The 20,496-nt window shown below is 42.4% G+C and carries 21 protein-coding genes and 2 tRNA genes; 2 read left to right on the top strand and 21 right to left on the bottom strand.

Annotated features, from left to right (window positions below; genetic code table 11):
• Positions 1–99: 99 nt before the first annotated feature.
• The 17 genes from MNV_RS11985 to MNV_RS11915 all read right to left on the bottom strand — a co-directional run bounded on the left by MNV_RS11985 (position 100) and on the right by MNV_RS11915 (position 16,179).
• The gene (locus tag MNV_RS11985; RefSeq protein ID WP_096206197.1) at positions 100–561 is read right to left on the bottom strand and encodes a DUF3375 family protein; all 462 of its coding nucleotides are present in this window, start codon (positions 559–561) and stop codon (positions 100–102) included.
• Positions 562–599: 38 nt separating this feature from the next.
• Positions 600–848, bottom strand: a complete 249-nt coding sequence (locus MNV_RS11980; RefSeq protein WP_096206196.1) for a hypothetical protein — start codon at positions 846–848, stop codon at positions 600–602.
• Between the two features lie 46 nt (positions 849–894).
• Positions 895–1,464 carry an RPA family protein gene (locus MNV_RS11975; protein ID WP_096206195.1) on the bottom strand — a complete coding sequence of 190 codons (570 nt, stop codon included), beginning with the start codon at positions 1,462–1,464 and terminating at the stop codon, positions 895–897.
• Positions 1,465–1,466: 2 nt separating this feature from the next.
• Positions 1,467–2,705 carry a replication protein A gene (locus tag MNV_RS11970; protein WP_096206194.1) on the bottom strand — a complete coding sequence of 413 codons (1,239 nt, stop codon included), beginning with the start codon at positions 2,703–2,705 and terminating at the stop codon, positions 1,467–1,469.
• Between the two features lie 126 nt (positions 2,706–2,831).
• Positions 2,832–3,785, bottom strand: coding sequence for an NOG1 family protein (locus tag MNV_RS11965; RefSeq protein WP_096206193.1), 954 nt, complete (start codon positions 3,783–3,785; stop codon positions 2,832–2,834).
• Positions 3,786–4,255: 470 nt separating this feature from the next.
• The gene (locus MNV_RS11960) at positions 4,256–6,043 is read right to left on the bottom strand and encodes a hypothetical protein (protein ID WP_096206192.1); all 1,788 of its coding nucleotides are present in this window, start codon (positions 6,041–6,043) and stop codon (positions 4,256–4,258) included.
• Between the two features lie 35 nt (positions 6,044–6,078).
• A complete protein-coding gene (locus MNV_RS11955) occupies positions 6,079–7,278 on the bottom strand; it encodes a glycosyltransferase (protein ID WP_096206191.1) in 1,200 nt (399 codons plus the stop codon).
• Positions 7,279–7,291: 13 nt separating this feature from the next.
• Positions 7,292–8,710, bottom strand: coding sequence for a B12-binding domain-containing radical SAM protein (locus tag MNV_RS11950; protein ID WP_096206190.1), 1,419 nt, complete (start codon positions 8,708–8,710; stop codon positions 7,292–7,294).
• The gene (locus tag MNV_RS11945; protein ID WP_179293968.1) at positions 8,707–9,924 is read right to left on the bottom strand and encodes a glycosyltransferase family 4 protein; all 1,218 of its coding nucleotides are present in this window, start codon (positions 9,922–9,924) and stop codon (positions 8,707–8,709) included. Before MNV_RS11945 ends, MNV_RS11950 begins: the two co-directional genes overlap by 4 nt.
• Positions 9,899–10,729 (bottom strand): PIG-L deacetylase family protein, encoded by an 831-nt coding sequence (locus MNV_RS11940; protein ID WP_179293967.1) that lies wholly within the window; start codon positions 10,727–10,729, stop codon positions 9,899–9,901. Before MNV_RS11940 ends, MNV_RS11945 begins: the two co-directional genes overlap by 26 nt.
• 114 nt (positions 10,730–10,843) lie before the next feature.
• Positions 10,844–10,984, bottom strand: a complete 141-nt coding sequence (locus MNV_RS19730) for a hypothetical protein (protein ID WP_179293966.1) — start codon at positions 10,982–10,984, stop codon at positions 10,844–10,846.
• Positions 10,985–11,116: 132 nt separating this feature from the next.
• A complete protein-coding gene (locus MNV_RS11935) occupies positions 11,117–12,130 on the bottom strand; it encodes a radical SAM protein (RefSeq protein WP_096206187.1) in 1,014 nt (337 codons plus the stop codon).
• A 14-nt stretch (positions 12,131–12,144) separates the two neighbouring features.
• The gene (locus MNV_RS11930) at positions 12,145–13,356 is read right to left on the bottom strand and encodes a glycosyltransferase family 4 protein (RefSeq protein ID WP_096206186.1); all 1,212 of its coding nucleotides are present in this window, start codon (positions 13,354–13,356) and stop codon (positions 12,145–12,147) included.
• Between the two features lie 283 nt (positions 13,357–13,639).
• Positions 13,640–13,854: transfer RNA gene (locus MNV_RS19725), tRNA-Trp, on the bottom strand.
• A 111-nt stretch (positions 13,855–13,965) separates the two neighbouring features.
• A complete protein-coding gene (locus tag MNV_RS11925; protein WP_096206185.1) occupies positions 13,966–14,739 on the bottom strand; it encodes an enoyl-CoA hydratase/isomerase family protein in 774 nt (257 codons plus the stop codon).
• Positions 14,726–15,574, bottom strand: coding sequence for a 3-hydroxyacyl-CoA dehydrogenase family protein (locus tag MNV_RS11920; protein WP_096206184.1), 849 nt, complete (start codon positions 15,572–15,574; stop codon positions 14,726–14,728). The genes MNV_RS11925 and MNV_RS11920 overlap by 14 nt, the downstream gene beginning before the upstream one ends.
• Before the next feature lie 188 nt (positions 15,575–15,762).
• On the bottom strand, positions 15,763–16,179 hold the full coding sequence (locus MNV_RS11915; RefSeq protein ID WP_143311758.1) for an MBL fold metallo-hydrolase: 417 nt from the start codon (positions 16,177–16,179) through the stop codon (positions 15,763–15,765).
• Between the two features lie 125 nt (positions 16,180–16,304).
• Here MNV_RS11915 and MNV_RS11910 point away from each other — a divergent pair, with 125 nt between their 5' ends.
• Positions 16,305–17,504, top strand: a complete 1,200-nt coding sequence (locus tag MNV_RS11910) for an acyl-CoA dehydrogenase family protein (RefSeq protein ID WP_096206182.1) — start codon at positions 16,305–16,307, stop codon at positions 17,502–17,504.
• A gap of 27 nt (positions 17,505–17,531) precedes the next feature.
• Here the strand turns inward: MNV_RS11910 and MNV_RS11905 are convergent, their stop codons facing one another.
• The 4 genes from MNV_RS11905 to MNV_RS11890 form a co-directional block, all read right to left on the bottom strand.
• Positions 17,532–18,491, bottom strand: a complete 960-nt coding sequence (locus tag MNV_RS11905) for an alpha/beta hydrolase (protein WP_096206181.1) — start codon at positions 18,489–18,491, stop codon at positions 17,532–17,534.
• Complete coding sequence (locus tag MNV_RS11900) at positions 18,488–18,967, bottom strand: flavodoxin family protein (protein WP_096206180.1); 480 nt, start codon at positions 18,965–18,967, stop codon at positions 18,488–18,490. Before MNV_RS11900 ends, MNV_RS11905 begins: the two co-directional genes overlap by 4 nt.
• Before the next feature lie 62 nt (positions 18,968–19,029).
• A complete protein-coding gene (locus MNV_RS11895; RefSeq protein WP_096206198.1) occupies positions 19,030–19,536 on the bottom strand; it encodes a hypothetical protein in 507 nt (168 codons plus the stop codon).
• A gap of 5 nt (positions 19,537–19,541) precedes the next feature.
• Positions 19,542–19,958, bottom strand: a complete 417-nt coding sequence (locus MNV_RS11890; protein ID WP_096206179.1) for a DUF22 domain-containing protein — start codon at positions 19,956–19,958, stop codon at positions 19,542–19,544.
• A 128-nt stretch (positions 19,959–20,086) separates the two neighbouring features.
• Here MNV_RS11890 and MNV_RS11885 point away from each other — a divergent pair.
• Positions 20,087–20,161: transfer RNA gene (locus tag MNV_RS11885), tRNA-Glu, on the top strand.
• Positions 20,162–20,496: the final 335 nt, after the last annotated feature.

The raw sequence follows: 20,496 nt of genomic DNA, 5'->3' as shown, positions 1-20,496 counted from the left end.
GTTCTACAGATACGTCATAGGGTATCATGCCTGATATTTCGGACGAACAGACTAATATCACTTTTGTTAAAGTTCACCATGCAGAAATGAGAATGTTATTTAATCATCAATCCTTAGCCTTTCTTTTGGATCCTCTGTACTTTTATTAATAATATCTTGAAGTTCTTGGAAAATTCTAAGGAATCTTGATTCAGTACCAACAAATTCTTTTTTATCAATATCTTCAAGCCATTGGAACACTTTTTCAGTCTCTGGAGTCAATTCAAGAACAGGATCATCACTGTTTGTATCATGATATCTTCTCAAAAAGCCATGTTCGTCATCGCACCAATCATCTATATAACATTGGGCGGTTTTAGGATATGTTTCCAGATTGTTTTTCCTTAAATCTTCCAAGTAATCGCTTAGGACTTCTACTAATTCTGCGTTGGGAATACTGATTTTTTCGGCTTTTTTGAATCGAATATATAAAAAACTCAAAATAAATGCTGCATGAGGACTTGTCAATAATTTAAATGATGGTGAAGTATTTAAGACGAATTTAATTTTATCATAATCCATAATATAATCTAGAACACCCCAATATATTAATACTTCTATTAATTTTTATAACATTCCATACCTTCTAAAATCCGTTGTTTTTCTAATTTGCTCTCTTTTTCTTTTTTACCTTTTCGTATTTTTTTGGCAGGATGTGATTTATTCAAGTCAATTTGTTGTTTGGATTTTTGTTTGTTTTCAATTACTCTTTTTGGTTTATTTACTGGACATAGATCGGTAAAGCCATCATCTTTCAATCTGCATGCTGGGCTGTTTCCGCAGGATTCGCATTTCAATGCACCTGACATCGTTATCATCTCTATTCACAAAAATAGCCGGGTAAAAAGATGGGCACTATCGTGCCCTCACCGTCTCCAGCGCCGTCGCCACCATCGCCTTATAATTCTCCACATTCGTAGAGTAATGCTCCTTCGCCTTAACAGCATCAGGCTCATTGCCCTTCAGCTTCTCAAGGCGCGCCATGGTGTGCTTTGCAGTATCCACAACCCACCTGTCCCGCGTGGCTGCATCCACTATCTGTAAAGACTCTGCCCTGATGGATGTTATCACGTTCCCTTCCTTGGTCGTGTAGGTGTTGGGCTTCCCTATTACCGCTATGAACTCAGGCGGCGTTGTTCTTGCAAGCACCTGCGCAGCCTCGGGCTGGTACTGTCCCGCAGTCACGAAGAACGCGCCTGTGGGATCGACGATGCGCCCGCGCCAGAACTCGGATTCTGTTCCCATATCTTCCTTCTCTGTCAGCGTGCCGACGATGAAGACGCGGTTGCACTTGGCGCCCGTTGGGGTAAGGAGGTACTGGGGCGAATACTGGTCGCTTCCCTCTCTTGCCTGGAGGTTTGCATCCTTGAACTCTGCTGCGAATATGCGGTGCGCTACTTCCCTGATAAATCCGCCTTCTGCCATGATTACGCCTCCTGTGCGACCTGCTGGGCAGCAGTTGCCAGCAGCTTCTTGATATCCTCGTCCATCGGATTGACGTCCTGGCTTATCGTATCCACCAGGATGAACCTGTCAAGCCTTTTTCCCGAGACGATAAAATACCTGCCGATAAGCTTGCTTTTTATCAGGTCAAGCACTACAGACTGGTCAAGCGCCTCTGTTGCCATCTCCTTGGCTTTTTGAATCGTGATGCCGATAAGAGCTTCAGTGACTTCCCTGTTCAGCAGGATGTCCTGCACCTTCTCTCCATCGTCCATTACAGCTTTTACTCGCAGGTCGTAGATACCTTCTACCTTTCCGTGCTCGCCACATGCGCCTTTTACCAGCGCCCTATTGCACTCCGGGCACCTTTTTATCAAGCCTGAGCCGCTCTGGATATCCACGATGGCACCTCTATACTCAGTCAGCGTTGAGCCTACCTCAATATCCTCTTTTATAGGTTCTATAGCGCTTGTCTTATTGAGCTTAATACTGAACTGACCCTGCCACTCTGAGGTGGTGACATTCTTGAACAGGTAACTTTTACCTTCTTCAACCTGCGGCAGGTTCGCTTTTTTCCATTTTGTAAATTTTATTGTACCTGACTCGTCTCCCAACAATCCCACCTGCGAAACAGATTCATGGTTCGTCTCCCATAACTGTACAACCTTCGCTCGTAGCGTTACCCATTTCCCATCTTCCTTAATATCGGATGCCTTAACCTGCGGCATCTCAATGTTTATCTCCTCTTTTATTGGAATAATCTCGCTAGTCCGATTGAGTTTGATGCTAAACTGACCTTGCCACTCTGAGGTGGTGACATTCTTGAATAGGTAATTTTTACCTTCTTCAATCGAAGGAAGTGCCGCTTTTTTCCATTTTGTGAATTTTATTGTACCTGACTCATCTCCTATTAGCCCAGCTTGCGAGATTGCCTCTTGATTGCTATCCCATAGCTGTACAACCTTCACCCGCAGTGTTACCCATTTCCCATCTTCTTTAATTTCCGAAACTTTCACGGTGGTTGTTTCCTTTGGTGCAAAAAATTCCGTTTTTGGGATGTTATGCTGTTTTAGAAAATAGTTGATGACGTTCCGGCGCGCTTCTTCGGGCGGGACCTTGTATTTATTTATCAACTGGTCCAACCGTGTTTCGATCTCGCTTGGCTGTACTTTAACGCCCAGTTCTGAAAATCGGGCTTCTATCTTTGTTGCTATTTCGTTCATATCTTTCCTCAAGCCTCTTGTTTGATTTTATTATAGTTGAGAGGCAAACTATACTTTCACCTGTGAGAATATAAAGCTTCTGAGAGCGGGGTGAAAGTAATAGTTCTAAGTTATAATTTTCCGCAATCAGGGGTTTACTTTGAGCATCTCCACAAGCCTATCCAGAACGGTATCCACACCCTCCCCGGTAAGCGTTGACATACTCATATCCGCGCCTTCGACTGGCGCAGAAATATCGGTCTTGTTCGCCACGACCAGTATCGGCACCCCGAATTCTTTTTTTATCTCTTCCAGGAGATGCATCTGTTTCTCAAGAGTGTAACCGCATGTTTCAGAAGGATCGACCATATATAAAATCGCTTTTCCTACATGTTTCAGGGCAGATATCGCCTGAAGCTCTATTTCATTTCTCTCCTCAAGAGGGCGGTCAAGCAGCCCAGGCGTGTCTATGACCTGGTATCTTATCTTGTTCCTTGTAAAATGCCCGACTGCCAGCCCTTTTGTGGTAAAGGGATACGATGCTATCTCAGGTCTTGCGCTGCTGACAAACGCTACGAAGCTGGATTTCCCGACATTAGGATAACCTGCGACCACTATTGTCGGAGCTTCGCTGATATCCGGAAGCTTCCGAAGCTTGTTCCGCGCATCATTAAGGAAGCGCAGGTTCCCGTCTATGCTGTCCACAATGGAAGAGATCCTGCCGAACGCCTGCTTGCGTACAACTTTAGCGTCTTCGGCATCGCGCATCATTCCCACATATCTTCTTGCCATTTCGTTTATTTTATTGCCTGCCCACTGCACAGATGCAAGGTTCATCTTCATTTCTTCTATACCCACAAGAATATCTGCAAGCTCCGTGTAAAATGGCGGCATCTGGTCAAAGCTCGGAAATTTCTTGACTGCGTTTATGAGGTTATCACTGAGTATATTGGCTGCCGTGAGCAGCATGGATTCCTCGGCTTTGAGTTTTGATGCGCGGTCTAATATTCGTTTTCCGTGCTTTGCGCGCGCGGCGCGGCGGAAGGATTTATCAAGAAGTTCTTCTGATGTGGGAACTGTCGGGATTTTTTCAAATATCATTGAGCCCAATGATGCGGTATATGGTTAAAACGGTTGTGTGTGAATTGGATGCTGTTAACTTAAGAAAGAGATATAAATATATGTTATCAGTTTTGGGGATCAATCTCTTTAGTTACAAACAACGAACTTATAGAACCCTACGAACTCGATGATTAGCCGGGCTGAGTTCGTTTAAACTTGTTACAAGATTCAACAATGAGTTCGTTGTGAGTTCGTACGAGTTAGTTGTTAAATCTAATTAAGAGCCCGAAAAATCAATAGTATATTTCCAAATGAACTACAGAGACTCAGATAAGTATATTGAAAAAAGCTCTCTGTGTCTCTGCGTCTCTGTGGCTTTGATGATATTTGCCACTGAGGCACAGAGAACACAGAGATGTGTTTAAAAATATCTGTGCTTCTCTGTAGTTTTAACTTTTCGGATAGGCTCTAAGAGCAACATTCTTTACAAACTTACATAAAAGAGTGCATTATTGTTTATTTTTATATATTTGGTAGAACCCATTATTATAAAACAAACTTAATTTTCCCTGATTCAACTGTATCCATTCTTTGAGTGGGTCAGAACCAAAAGAATACGATATAAAATTATGGCTTCCATCACTATTTATTATATAAGTTGCATTACCGATTCTTGAGGGATCTGGTTTATCCGCGACTGGCATTGTCCAGTAGAGTACTTTAATCATCTCAGGATTATAGTAATCTATGAACGTATCCCACATAGAAAAATACGTTTCCCTGTTATCAAATACTGCGTTTGTTGTAAAAAACTTCGCACCGCTGAGTTCTGTCGTGCGTACCGAATCAAAACTTTCAGTCCCGTAATGTGCCGGCATGTGAAAAAGTATAAGCAAAATTGCCAGGATGGCAAGGATTCTCCTATCAAATGTGAAAGTTATGATATACACCATTGGCAATAATGAAAATAGAAAAATCCTGTCATCTATTTCATTCCGGCCGTACTTAAGTGCAAAAAGTGCTAAAACGCCAGCGAGCCAGAAAAAACAAATTTTAGTCAGTTCTATATTTTCCCTTTTAGTTCTGCCGGTCATATAAAAAGCATACGCAACAATCATGGCAATAGCGTATATTCCCAGGAAGAAAAGACGGCTGTAATGTACTATCCATCGTGTTAAAAACTCACCCGGACTATACTTTTCGGTTTTAAAAAAACTCAAAAAATCAAGTTGCATAGCTTGTGTTACGAACTCTTTTATACCGGTTTCAAACATAACCGGTGCAAGATAGACGTACCAGGCAATAAATAAAATTAAGAAAACTATTATAAATCTAATACGTTTTTTACGGAACGTTTGAATAAACGGTGATGAGAATATAAACGAAGAAATCACCGCAATAGGAGTTAATACATGTGTTATTACCAGGGCAATGAAGGCCATGGATATCAGCATTATGTTTATGATTTTATCTTTTATGAAATCAATATATTCATGCTTAAGAGCTTCTGCCGGGGGCACATTAAGGCTAAATTTATTGAATATAACTATAAACATAAATAATAACATATATAATAGGTATGCAAGGGACGGGGGCCCGTAATAGTAAAGACCTGTCCAGAGCGATGCAAGAATAAGAAAAGACGCCATAAAAGATTGGCTCGATAACAATCTGAGGCGTTTTCCGATACTGAAGGTAATTAAGACAACTGAGATTACCCAGAATAACGGCATATATTTTAGTAAATTTTCTATTTTAATGTCTGTAAGATACAAAATAAATGCGGAAATAAGATGCATGGCCGGCCAGGAACGATAAGTCATTAGAGGATAATCTGATCCAGAATCTATGTACTTTGTTTCCAGAACCGTCTTAACTTCTCCTGCAGGGTAATAGGACCAGGCAAATCGTGCATTATCTTCTGCAAATATCGGCACACTAAAAAGGAATAGTCCGATAATAACCAGGTACATTAAATATATGATATCATGTTTTATTTTTTTGTCTAAATATAGCCTGATAGAGAACAATACCACCAGTGCGTATCCGATCCAGTATGCTAAGGTCAGGTGAGATAACAATCCAAGAAAATCGTTTATATCCACTACGACAGGTTTTATTTGCCAGATACTATAAAACAAAAATATTACACCTGTTACGGCAAAAAATATATAGATTTTTGAATCCAGAGGAGAAGAGAACAGGGACTCTATATGATTAAACTTATCTTCCGGCTGCAAATTTTTAAGTTCCTCATGCGTTTTGTGACTATTTTCAGTTATTATTTTTTCTGGCATAAATCACGACCTAAAAATAAAATTTATGAACAGTATCAGAATGCTTTTTCATATTCTCTCAGATACCCTTCCAAAGAATACCACCTGGTATAGACCTGCTTGATTTTCTCCTTAGAATAAAAATTCTTATTATGCAAAAGCGTCTCAATCTTCTCCAATCCGTTTTCCTTAAAAATGAGATTTTTATCGATCTTCTCAATGATTTCCCTGATCCCACCTGCATCCGTCCCTGTCACGGGAGTGCCTACCGACATCGCCTCAAGAGCAACAATGGGATTGTTCTCAGGCCATATTGAGGGAACCACAAGCGCCAGAGCATCATTATAAAGCGACCAGAGCATCTCATCACTCACCCAGCCCAGAACTATAACTTTATCTCCCAATTTGTTTCTGGCTATATAATCTACGATTTTCTCCTTGAGGCTGCCTTTTCCGGCGATTATAAGCTTTGCATCTATCTCCCTGCCGTGTTCTTTGAATATTTTTAACAGGTTGCAGATCCCCTTATGCTTATTAAGAACCCCGACGTATAAAAAATAGTTTGAATAGCCGGAGCTTTTTATGTCACCGGGTAAAGAAGGGACGAAGTTGGGGATATGTACGATATTTGCCTTTACAGGAAGTCCTTCTGAGAGCTTTTTTTCCATAAAGTTACTTGGAGCAATAATAGTATCAATATCTTTTACTGCTTCCCTGAATCCTTTGCTTCTCCGCCATGTCTGAGGTAACCTTTTTGACATGAAGGTACACGTAAGACAGTCTTTATGAGTACACTCGTTCTTGCCGTACCTCATCAAATCGAACCTCTGGCAGATCAACCAGTAATCATGGGCGGTGTAAAGATTGGTATAGCTTCCCTGCTTTTTCAGGAGATCGTACCCGAGAAAGAAGATGTTGTGGTGGTGGACAACATCGGGTTTGAATTCGCCTAAAAGCCGCTCAAAATTCTTTTTAACATAAGCCGATCTTCCCAGGAGATACGTAATATAAAGGTCGGTTTTTCCTAAAGGCGATTGCAGCGGATGAAGAAAAACACCATTTACTTCTTCTGTTTCTTTTAAAGATCCTTTGAAATCCGGTTTTTTATACCTGTAGGCATCAAGGCTGAACATCACATGCACTTCGTGCCCGAGCTTCACCAGTTCTTCTGAGAGATATTTAACGTGGGTAGCGTCTCCTCCTATGTGGTGAGGGGGGTAGTAAGAAGATGTCATTAAAAAGGTTTTTGTCTCCATCTGTTTCCATCCTTTAATGTGCTAAGGCTATTTTTAATGCGCCGATAGCGTATTTACTGGCAAGATTAAAATCTTCCGGATTCTTGATAACGTATCCAATGTTCTGAGCCCACCACCTGGGATTCAGAAACAGCGCATAATGTGCCTGTTTTCTTGCCCTATCGATCTCTTCAGTGGTTAATTCCTCTGTTCTCATTATTGATTTATTCTGGTTCATTCTTCTGAAATCGTACTGTCCTGTTATCCATCCTTTTTCCATGGCAATCTCATACAGCTTTGTTCCAGGATAGGGCGTCGCAATGTTGAATTCACCGCCTGTGGGAAGAGTTCTCTTGATAAACTCGATCGTTTCATTAATAGTATCCCGGTTTTCACCCGGTAATCCGAAAATAAAACTGCAGTAGACTTTAATTCCCGCATCCTTGACCATTTTTATTGCTTCAGCCGATTTTTCAACAGATATTCTTTTATCAGCCCCGGCTATAACTTTCTGGCTCCCGGATTCTATTCCCATGCAAACCGCTTTACATCCTGCCTGCTTCATTTTTTTAAGAAGATCCCTGTCTATACGATCAACCCTGGAATTACAATACCATTTGATGTCCAGCCTTTCGTCTATAATTGCCTGGGTAATCTTCTCAACCCGTTTTCTGTTTATAGTGAAAGCCTCATCAAAAAACATTATGGTTTTAATGTTGTAATTCTGCTTAAGGTGCCGCAGCTCCTCAATCACGCTCTCAGCAGACCTTGCTTTCCATTTCGTATTAGCCATCGTACAGTATATGCAGGAGTTGGGACAGCCCTTGCTCGTATACATTATCGTGAAAGGCTGGCCGTGTTTAGTGTCTGCATAATAAGGATTAAAGGATTTCAGTAAATCATACGCAGGTAGAGGTATGTCGTCATAATTTTGTATAGGAGATGCATCCCTGTTCACTTTTATTTCCCCTTCATGGCGGTATGCAATACCAGCCACGTCTGAAAGCTTATCCCCGGCAGAGAGCCTGTCAATAAGTTCCGGCGCTACTACCTCGTATTCATTCCTTAAGTAAATATCAAGATTTTTCGCCTCGTTCAGGACGGTCTTCGCAGAACTGCCAAGAGTCCAGCAGATGCCAATCGTCGGGGCATCGGAGTACTTCTTTGAGATTGTTGCGGTCTGCATATCCCAGTCAAATGTTGCAGAAATAAATCTGAAAATAACCGCCCCGTAGCTCATCCCTGAAACCATCTTTTCAAGAGCCGGGTAATTGATATTCTCCCCATTAGCATCGATAAGGCTGACTTCATGTCCTCTTTTTCGCAAAAGAGATGCTACCTGGAGCAGACTGTACGGAGGAAGAACAGAGTTCTTCTCTAGAATCTCACACCTCTCTTCCCTGATAACAGATAACTTATTAAACCTGGGTGGGTTCACCAATAGCACTTTCATATTATCTCCTCTTTTAATATTTGTTCGTAAATTTTCTCTGTCCTGTTAGACATAATTTCAGATGTAAATTCCCTCAATATTTTTTCACGGGCGTTTTTTGACAGCTTTTTTGTTTCGGACTCATTGTCCAATAAATATAATATTTTTTTTGCTAATATTTCCGGGTTACCGGGTTGTACCAGCAGCCCGTCAACTTCATCATCTATGATCTCAGGAACTCCTCCGACGTTGGATGCTATAACGGCAGATCCGGAACTCATTGCTTCAAGGATACTAAAAGGAAAACTTTCTATTAAACTCGGAAGAACAAAAATCGATGAGTTTGAATATATTTCTGGCATTTCAGCATGCGGAATATATCCTAAGAAAGAATAACGATGCGACGGGATGCCTTCATGCTCGAACATTCTTACCCACTTCATATTTGCTTCCGGCCCGGCAAAAGCGAAATGAACATCTTTTGTTTCACTGATAACCTGCCGCATAGCTTTTATCAAAATATTGATTCCCTTTAATGCAATGAACCTTCCTGAAAAGAGCACAACAGGTTTATTTGTATCAAGCCCTTCTACCGCATGGTTTTTTTTCTCCGGTGAAAATAGCTCATGATCTATTCCGTTATGGATCATATTTATTCCCTTTATCCCGTAGTTCTGCTCCAGTAACCTCTTCATCCAGTTCGAGACCGTTATTATTGTCGGGGACCTTTTCAAATAGAGTGTCTGAATAAGCTTCAATATAGGAAAAAGTCCAAGTGTGTATCTCTCGGAAGCGTCCATATTCTGGAAATCAAGACCTGACGCCAGAATCCCCTGTTTATGTCCTTCAATTACGGTGTGTACTGTGGTCACCATGTTCTTATTTGATTTTATCAATCTCAATATCACATCAGACATGTGTGGAACATCGGCATGGATAATATCTATTTTATTATCCCTGCAAATCTTCGGAAGGCGCTTAAAACATGAATACTGGAAGGCCGCATTATAAAGAAAAGTATCATTGGCATCGGAAATGATATGCAGATGGATCTTATTGTCAAAAAAATCAAGGATCTTTTCATCACTATACACAGACCCGTTATCTATTTTTCTCCTCAAACTTATAACATGCACATTATGTTTTTTTGAAAGATATTTCGCAAGCTCAATTGTGTATGTTCCCGCTCCTCCCCAGTTCGGCAGGAATTCAGGTGCTATTAGCGCTATGTTCATCCTGCCCCTCCATACCCGTATGCCATATACGCTCATATAATGGGATTTGTACGCATTTGTTGGTAAACAAAAATAATAAGTACTTGAATAAGTTGTCTGGCACTACCAGTTCTCTCAAACTTTTATTCTCTATGCCAAGACGCAAAGCATGCGACTTGATCATGGTCTGGAAAATCCTTCTTGCCTGTGTCTTATATAATTTTATATTCTCAATTTTATGATTAAATTCAGGTGTAATATTAATTCTCCATGGCTGGAGATCCGGACTGATAGAGTTCGCTCTTACTTTTATTTGCTTAAAAGTTAACTGTGATGCGTAGTGAAGATCTTCATAAAAAACAATTCTTATATTATTTTCCCTGGCAATCCTGCAGCAAACATTACATGTAATAATATGGTCGATATGGTTCCCAAGACCCATAGGCGATACTATCAATTCGCATTCAGATGATTTTATTAGTTTTGATAAAGCATGATATACTTTTGTATATATGGGGTCTGAAGCAGGATCATTGTTTGCAAATATATCCCGGCGTGAATACCCTCTGAGTGGCGGTTCCGAGAAACCGAAACTCTGGAATTTAATCTCCAGCCTATCAGCGAATTCAACATCCTCTAAATGCCTTATTTTTGATATTTTTTCAGAGCCAGGTATTTTAATACATGGCGAGAAATTAGATTTTGTAAATATAGTCACCATCAAAGACGGCCCACGGAAAAAATCCTGTAATAAAGTGCCCCCTAAGGAAAATGCGATGTCGTCCGAATGCGGGGATACTAATATTGTTCTTATTTCATTCTTCATGAATACCATCCCTTGTGCAAATATCAGTTTTTTTCTTTTCGTTTTTTTAATTATATAATTATTTATATATTTTTAATTATTACATTCAGGTTTCTATAACCGTCACTGAATTAGCTAAGATTGGAATTCCCATTCTTCCTTCCCCTTCAAAGAAGTGCCTTCTTTGATTTTCAGCCCCGTTTTTTTAATAAGCGCAGGTCTTACTGCGCTGATTTTTTTCACTATCCTTTCCTGTCCATAAGACTCAATATTCAATGAGCTGTCACACTCAAGGAATTAAACCTGAGCCACTCGGTGTTATTTTTCCTCCCTTATAAGTGATATCTGTATCTAATATATCTAAGTCTGGTTATTTAAGCCTTTCTTACTTATCGCTCACCTGTCTTTTTATTGAACAGGACTGAAGTTCATACCTGAATTAACTTTAAACTTATTTATCAGGACCCACTTTATACAGTTTAACGCGTTGTGCCTCATATGCGGAAATACCGTACAAAGCATCCAGCACGGATGTGGACAGTTATTGATATTTACTTTATCCCTGAATTCATTGGCTTCCCTGGAATTCCATATTTCATCGAATGCCCGGTTCGTTATATTTCCGAAATTCCAGTTTAATACGTTATCCGGGTGAACATCTCCATCAGGGGTCATAAAGAAAAAATCAGTTCCGGCGCCACATTGGATTTTTCGTTTTCCTGTTTTAGCATAATAATAATTGCCGCTGTCTATATAAGCCCTGAACCAGTCCCTTGGATAAAATGATTTTAAATGGTTTTTTGTCAGCTTCTCAAGCTGAGTATGCAGCTCTTCCAGGTCTGCTATAGGTTCATTAGTCGACTTAAACATTAATTCGGAACTGTGCGCTATCCCGCAAAAAGTATACTGGACATCTAATTCCTTTGCCAGCTCTATGACATTAGAGAGCTGGCTGATATTATGATTGGTAGCAGTGTAAGCAATCCCTATATCCTTGACGCCTATTTCTTTTAAGACATGTACCGTATCGATCGCTCTATCAAATGCGTTTTTTATACATTCTACAGCGTCATGGAACTTCCCTATCCCGTGGATGGAAACATTTACGCTCACATTTCTTATACTATTTGAGAGTATTGTTTCCATATGTTCTTTTATTCTATCAGTGAACAGGCCATTTGTAGAAATCCCTATTCTCGGTTCATTACAGGTTTTACTTAAGACGGCAATTACCTCCGGAAGATTTTTTCTCAGGAAAGGTTCGCCTCCGGATATATTGATATACTTAAGTGAACCTGGCAATTTTGCATATAACCGGGGCTCTATTTCCTCACAGGCAGGCTTCTTCCAGATGTCGCACATCACACATTTACTATTACATTTATAAGTGACCGCAATAATGGCATCAGTGGGTAATCTCATAAAACCCCCGGTTGCTAAGAAAGCTGCATAACATCTTCATATACTCTCTCCGTCTCCTTACCTATCTTCTCCCAGCTAAATTTCTCAAGCACGGTTTTTCTTGCATTCACTGCCAGTTTCTCCGAATAGGCTTTGTCCAGAAGCAGGTCAGTTATACTTTCTACTATTGCCCCTGAATCCCCGGGTGGTATAAGAACGCCGTTTTTTTCATGAGTTATAGCTTCCGGGATGGCACATATATTAGTAGCTACAACAGCTTTCTGGCTGCTCATTGCTTCGAGTATCCGTATAGGAAGGTTTTCATAAAGGCTCGGGACAACAAACACGCTTGCTTGTGCGTATAATCCCGCCAGTTCGGAATAATCCAGATAACCTAAAAAGCTATAATATTCCCGGTTCACACCCTCTTTTTCAAGGATATTTATCCACGGTTCCCTGGCCCCGGCACCGGAGAATACAAAATGCACATCCCTGTTCTCTTTGATGATCTCCGGAATCGCTTTAATCAGGTAATGCGCTCCTTTTGCAACCGTCAACCTTGATGAGAAAAGTACAATCGGCTTATTTGTATCAAGGCCTTTAACCGAATTTCTTTTTATCTTCGGTGAGAACAGTTGAGTATCTACCCCATTATATATTACATTTATACTATTAATTCCATAGTTCTGCTCAAGCAGCTTTTTCATCCAGTTCGAAACCGTTATTATTGTCGGAGATCTTTTCAAATACAATCTCTGGATAAGCTTGAGCATCGGGAAAAGGGCAAGAGTGTACTTTTCAGAAGCATCCATATTCCAGAAATCAAGACCTGATGCCAGAATCCCCTGTTTATGCCCTTCGATAGTGGTATGCACTGTAGTTACCATGTTCTTATTTGATTTTACTAATCTCAGCATCACATCAGACATGTGTGGAACATCGGCATGAACTATATCTATTTTATTATCCTTGCAGATTTTCGGGAGGCACTTAAAACATGAATACTGGAAGGTCGCATTATAAAGAAAGGTATCATTGGCATCAGAAACAGTGTGCAGATGGATTTTATTGTTGAAAAAATCCTTGATTTTTTCATCACTATACGCAAATCCGTTATCGATTTTCCTCCGCAGAGTAATAACATGTACATTATGTTTTTTTGAAAGATATTTCACAAGCTCAATTGCATAAGTTCCCGCCCCTCCCCAGTTCGGCAAAAATTCAGGTGCAAGGAACGCTATGTTCATGCCTCTCCGTATAAGTACACAAAGATATGCTCAATATTCGATCCCATTTTGTAACTCCCTCTTTTTTATATACAACCAGTAATAAATGCATTCTCTCGATTAGTGAGACATTCTATTTATAATTAATTCTAGTTTCATTTCACCAACGCCCAAGTAGTTATAGTATATCCCTCTTAATTTATAATCGTTACTCCTGTAAAAAAGTTAAATTAAACCAGATCGACGGACTTGAGGGCACCATAAATAATCAAAAAGACATACGAATCCGTTCCAAGTACTGATATGGGGCTGGTGAGATTTGAACTCACGATCGACGGGTCTCTCCGAAAACGCCAGGTTTTAGGCGATTTAATCTTTGAGCAGCACGTTCAGTGCTCCAACGGCTCCTCATCGCTTACCGCGTCCGGTTCGCTCGGCAGACCCGTTGCTCATCATAACACCCGGATTTCTCCGGTTTCCGCTGGAGCCCGTCGCCATGCCGGACTAGGCCACAGCCCCTGGTTTTGATAACCCGGATATATTCTTTACCAGGGTTAGCAAAAGGTACCGCTATACTCGATTCTATTACTATTAAAGCTATCTAATCAAAGTCACGATGTCCGGTCGGTTCTATATACCCTTGAATTTCGGTCTCCTTTTTTCCAGAAATGCGTTTATACCCTCTACATGGTCATCAGAGGCAAAGCACTCGGAAAAAGAAATGGTCTCCACCTCAAGCCCCTTTTTTATGTCCGGATTTTTGTTAATCAAAGTCTTAGCCATTTTTATAGATAAAGGACTCTTTTGCGCCAGAACCTTCGCTGTTACCGCTGCTTTGTCCATCACTTTATCATCGTCCACCACACTGTTGACAAGCCCGATGGATTCAGCCTCTATTACATCTATAGTCCTGCCTGACAGGATAAGCTCTTTTGCCCACCCTATGCCCACCAGCCTTGTAAGCCTCTGCGTGGCTCCGAAACCCGGAATAAGACCGAGGTTCACTTCTGGCTGGCCGAATTTTGCACCATCTCCAGCTATTCTTATATCACAGGCAAGGGCTAATTCACATCCGCCGCCCAGGGCGTATCCGTTGATTGCTGCTATCACAGGCTTCCCTGTGTTCTCTAAAAGATCAAAGACATCATGACCGAGCCTTGAGAATACTTCCGCCTCTACGGGAGACATTTCTTTCAGCTCATTAATATCAGCCCCTGCGCAGAAATTTATACCCCCGGTTATGATTATAACCTTTGTCCTGTTATCCTTCCCAAGGCCGGTAAGCGCATCTCTCAGTTCCTGGAACATCTTTGCATCCAGGGCGTTCATGATATGCGGTCTGTTCAAAATGATTATGCTAATCTCTTCGTTCCTCTCTACCTTTATACGTTCACCTGTAGTCATAGAATCCTTCCCCGCTTTTTCTCCCCAGCTTTCCTCCTGCTACCATTTTCCGCAGCAGTGGGCAGGGTCTGTATTTCTCACCCAGCTCAGAATGAAGAACCTCGAGTATATCAAGGCATATATCCAGACCTATAAAATCTGCAAGCTCCAGCGGACCCATAGGATGGTTTGCACCAAGCTTCATAATTTTATCGATACTCTCTTTGGATGTAATCCCTTCCTCCAGACAGTAAATAGCATCATTTATCATGGGTATAAGTAAACGGTTTATGATAAAGCCGGGATAATCGTTTATGGCGACCGGGGTCTTTCCCATTTTTTCAGCAACATCAGCTACTGTATTTACTGTCTCTTGCGATGTGCGCATGCCCTGAACAATTACCAAAAGTTTCATTATATAGGCAGGGTTCATGAAATGCATCCCCGTGAACTTCTCCGGTCTTCCTGTGACCTGAGCAAGTCGTGTTATGGAGATAGAAGAGGTATTTGATGCAAAGACTGTTTCTTCCGGGCATATATTATCCAGCTCTTTAAAAACATGTTTTTTCACATCCTCTTTTTCCACCACTGCTTCGATTGCCAGGCCCGCCTCTCTGCAATCTTCCAGGCTTGCGGTTGTTTTTATACTGGAGAGGATTCTATCCTTCTCTTTGCTCTCAAGCTTCCCTTCGCCAACCCTTTTTTTAAGTCTTTCCTTTATTTTCTCAAATGCGGCTCTCGCATGTTCCTCTTTCGTAGCTGCCAGAATTACTTCATATCCGCTCTGGGCTGCCACCTGGGCTATGCCGCTCCCCATTGTTCCGGCGCCGATTACTGCGATTTTCTTTATATTCATAATTCCCCAACTATAATTATTACTGCATTCCCTGAGAGGGCAGTGTCCACTCAAATCTATTTTTCCTGTCAGAGGAACATAGTTATTGATTACATATCAATTTTTGGATGGGAAATTGCAGTACATTATATTCTATCTCACCTTTTGCATTGATGCTCTTAGTAATGACCCCGGTGGAAAATGAGATCTCATGATAGAAATGCCTCAAGCGGCAGGACATCTTTTTCCGCGCTGAAATAGTCATTCTCCAGTTCAAATCCTGGATTCATTGCGGTCTGGAATTCTTTCTTCTGTATCACGTTGACTATGCCTATGTCCAAGGGCTTAATTCCAACCGCATGCATGCTTTCTATCAACGAGGGTTTTTTAATTATGTTATGGTGCTTTACATAACTGCGTGTCTTGTCATGCATACCCGTTTCCACCAGTATATTGCCATCAGGATGCTTTATTAAAAGGCAGTTGGCTACCTGTAAAACATTATTATGTTCATCAGTCCTGTACGGGTTCCTGCCATCGACTTTATAATTTGACCAGATATCCTTGGGGAAATACTCAAACATACCTCCACCGTCCTCAGTATGAGTGCCATCACTTAGATTCATTGTATTCCACACACGATAATCTTTCCGCAGGAAATATTACGCAGCTTATTTTGCCAGTTAAAGAACGCCTGTTTATCGTTGAAAAGGTTTTTATAACCTGAAACCAAGATTATATACGGGGAACCATGGATTTTTCGTTTACCGAAGAACAGGAACTTTTCAGGAAGTCAGTCAGAGAGTTCTGCGACAGAAAGCTTGCGCCCCGCGCACGTGAGATAGATGAGAAAGGAGAGATACCTTACGATGTTCTTGAAGACATGGCGGCGTTCGGTCTTCTTGGCATAACGATTTCAGAAAAGTACGGAGGGAGAAGGGCGGATTTTACCACGGCTGCGATAGCCGCAGAAGAAATAGCAAGAGCAGACATAAGCATGGCTGCTGCTGTTTATTATCTGGTGGAGGCCGGTTGGGGTTTCCTGATGGAGAGATATGCGACCGGAAAAGCCAGGGATGAAATCCTGCCAGGTATTACCGCAGGTAAAAAATTCCTGGGGATAGCATCGACTGAGGCTTCAGGGGGTTCTGATGTTGCATCTATTTCAACAAGGATGGAAAAAAGAGGCGGCAAACTCATAGTGAAGGGTGCGAAGACCTTCATAAGCGGTGTCAGGGAAGCTGCCAGGCTTGGGGGAGGGTATGTGACCATAGTTAAGACAAACCCTGAGCTTAAGCATAAAGGTCTCTCGCTTTGTTATATCCCCATAAAAGATACATCAGGGATAACTACCAGTATTTTTAAGCAGATGGGCAGGGAAGGCATATCCACGGGGGTAATAATCATGGACAATGTAGAGGTACCTGAGCACTACCTTATAGGGGAATGGAATAACGGATTTTATTATGCGCTGGAGGGCTTTAACTGTGCAAGGACGCTGGTCGCTGCTGCCTGCATCGGCGCTGCCGGGAAAGCCCTGGAGTCAGGGATCGAGCACATGAAGAAAAGAAAAGTCTTCAACACCCAGCTTGCTAAATTTGAAGGAGTCCAGTTCCAGCTGGCAGAGGATTATATAAAGCTTGAGTCTGCAAAAATGCTTGTCTATAAGGCTGCCTGGATGCTTGACCGGATGTATGCCGAGGGCAGGTTCAGCCATACTGAAATAAACAGGGCGGTGGCGATGGCTAAGCTTAATGCGCCCACAGCAGCTTTCGATATAATCAAGGATGTATTAACGTGGTACGGGGCATACGGCTACACAAAGGAAGCCGGGCTTGAGCGGGGTTTAAGGGGCGTAGCATCCTATATAATCGGGGCTGAAGGGGCGCAGAATATCATGAGACTGATAATTGGCAGGGAACTTCTCGGAAAAGAGTTCACACCTTACTGAAAAAGGATTTGAAGATTCATTGGAAATTCATTGAAACATTAGCCTCAATTCATCCTCAAGAGGCACCCTCATGCCATTGCTGAACCCGTGGCTTCCGGTCGTTACGCTATAAAACTGTTTTGGCTCTTTCGCCTGTTTAAAGGTTCTCCCGGCAAGGTCGATTGGAATAATGCTGTCGTTGACAGAATGCATCATCACAAGCTTGCGAGGAGAGATCAGCCCGAGATACGTGTCCGGGTCTATGGAACGATAGAACCTGATAAAAGTCTCATCCCGGATACCGGCTGTCTCGGATTCCATATCATAACCGCTTGTGCTGATTCCGATAACCCCTTTGATATCCGGGTCAATCGCTGTCGCGATTATGGCAAAACGCCCGCCGTTGCTTTCCCCGACTATTGCTATCTTTTTTGGGTCGATCCTTGAATCCTGCTTCAGGACATCAACTGTGCGGAGGGCATCGAACACCATCTTGTGCTCTACAGGCTCTTTGCCTTCTTTGAACAAATTATAATCGTAATCGGGATTAACACTTCCGCGGTTGCGCTGCTCGATACCCAGGCTTGCATATCCCAGGCTGGAGAATATCTCAGCCAGCCCCTGCGTGCCTTCTTTCGGGACTGTGGCTCCCGGCAGGATCACGATGGCAGGTACTTTTTTATCAGAAGACGGGATGCGCAGAAGCCCTTCTACCGTGTAGTCCTTGCTCGCAAAAGAGATGGTCTCAAGCGTGTAATTACCGCTGGATTCTGTTTTGAGAACATTGACATCAACCCTGCCTCTGTTCTCAGTATAGGAGAGAACTCCGTCTTTCCTTACATTCCACTGGTCGCTCCCCTGCGGCATAATAGAGTAAATAAGAAACAGGAGGATAAAAACACCGAGCACGGCAGCAATGGTCTTTGGATCAAAATACGACCGTTTCCCAGGTATTTTTTTTACAGGTATTTCTGATTCTACTTTACGCTTGTCCTTTTTTTTGCTCATTTTTTCCCATATATCAGCCCGGCGAGTTCAGCTACTCTTTTCCCAAGCGCTCTTCCTTCATTCAGTCCGGTCTCATCAGAGCCTGCGGCGCCGTAGTGACCGCCTGTTTCGAACGGGTCGCCCACAACTGTCATGCCGCATATGAGCATTGCCTGGAGAATGGACATGATCGTGGTCTCCTTTCCGCCCGTCCTGTGCGCAGATGTGGCAAAGGCGGCGCCTACTTTATTAAAAAGCTTTCTCCTGACCGTGACAGTGTTCTCAAAGAACTTTTTCAATTCGGCGGCCATAATTCCGAAGTATACGGGAGAGCCTGCTATGATGCCGTCGAACTCAGGAAGTTCATTGATATCGACTTCATCCACTGTTTTAAGCGTCGGGTTCCCGCCGCCATCGCGTACGCCCTGGGCGATCGCTTTTGCGAGTTTTTCGGTATTTCCAGCCCGCGAGTAATAGACTATCAGTATCTCTGGCATGGGAAAATACTACATTGTTCCATTTGATAAAGATTTCGAAGAAAGTAAAAAAAATAAAACGGCTAGTTCACGAATTTAGGTGAAAAATACTTCTTGATGACAGTATCGCATTTACTGCACGTTATCATGAGCCAGTCGCCTACGTCCTGTTTGTTATAGTGGTCGAATATGGACGCACCGCAGCCAGGACAGACATAATATTTCTTGAAATAGTAGTTGTAGAACTCAGGGCAGCGCTCAAGCCAGTTGATTGTCTGCAAGAGTCTTTCCAGATACCTCTGCTTCCCGCCTTCAGGATTTTTTTGCATCTCCTCGCGCACGTGCTCTTCCATGTGCTTTATGTGGTTTTTGCTGTGCTTCCTTATCCTCTGGTAGTCACTGATGAACTGCCTTCCGCTCTCAAGGTATTTCATATACCCTGTTTTTGTGTCCGAGCCTTCGTACTTCAGCGTTCTCAGGAAGTATTCGCTCATCAGGTCTTCCATGAGGTCGGCGCATTCGGTGCATATATTGTACCCTTCGTAGTGTTTTGAGTCCTGGTCACCATTGCATATCTTGCAGGTTTCCATCCCCATCACCTGATTTGCACTGGTTTTGTAGCCTCGCGCGTGAACATTATCGGATACAGGTTAAGCACGGAAAGCAGGTCTCCCTTTTTGATCTCTCCTGCTTCCTGTCCGAGTACGTAAGCGCTGTTGATGATCCTGTCCGTCTCCACAGGCGCCGGACCGTATTTAGCCCCCACCTTTATGACCGATACCAGTGGATGGTGGCTGAAAGCGCAGGGCATTGCAAGCATGTCTCTCTGTACTTTGATCTCTTTTACCTTTACGCGCTCAAGTTTGCCCGCCCCGATAGTAACGTCCTCATCCGCGATTACCATCTCCCATTTAGCCCGCGTGGCTATTGTGAATTCATATGGCGATGCTTTCACTTTTTTCCTGTCTATTTTCCCGCTTTCGCGAGAAACCACGTTTACGATTTCGCTCATAAAGCTCCTCCTACATCTACATAAACGTTATAGTACTTAAAGATTATCACGATTAAACATGATAAAATTTGTCAGGATAAGAAATAAACGAAACTTTAATAACCACATAAAGACTTTCAGATATCCGCGCTCCGATAGTGTAGCACGGCCAATCATGTCAGACTCTCACTCTGACGACCTGGGTTCAAATCCCAGTCGGAGCATCATGCTAGGGATGGGAACTTATCCCAATATTTTTTCAAGAGCAATAAATATATATAGCCCTGCAAATCAATATGCTTGCGAGCGACTCATTCGCTTATGGGTCACAAGAGTGTACTAGCCTTGATAGGCTGCCCCGCTTGCTTAACCCACCCCGTTCCCTGGGGCAGCCTACCACCTATTCCCATAATTTCTAAGGGCCAGAGCGCCAGGACGGGCGGCCCGTTGATTAGAAATTCTGTGCTCTGCACAATCCTTTGCCTGGCGCTCACTCTTATCCATTTTTTCTCCTGGGCATTTTGTCAGGACATCGACCTTTCCAGGAATCCAGCCCTTT

The organism is Candidatus Methanoperedens nitratireducens (assembly GCF_900196725.1).
GTDB lineage: Archaea > Halobacteriota > Methanosarcinia > Methanosarcinales > Methanoperedenaceae > Methanoperedens > Methanoperedens nitroreducens_A.
The sequence above is the reverse complement of the archived record's forward strand: the minus strand, read 5'-3'. Positions and strand labels throughout refer to the sequence as shown.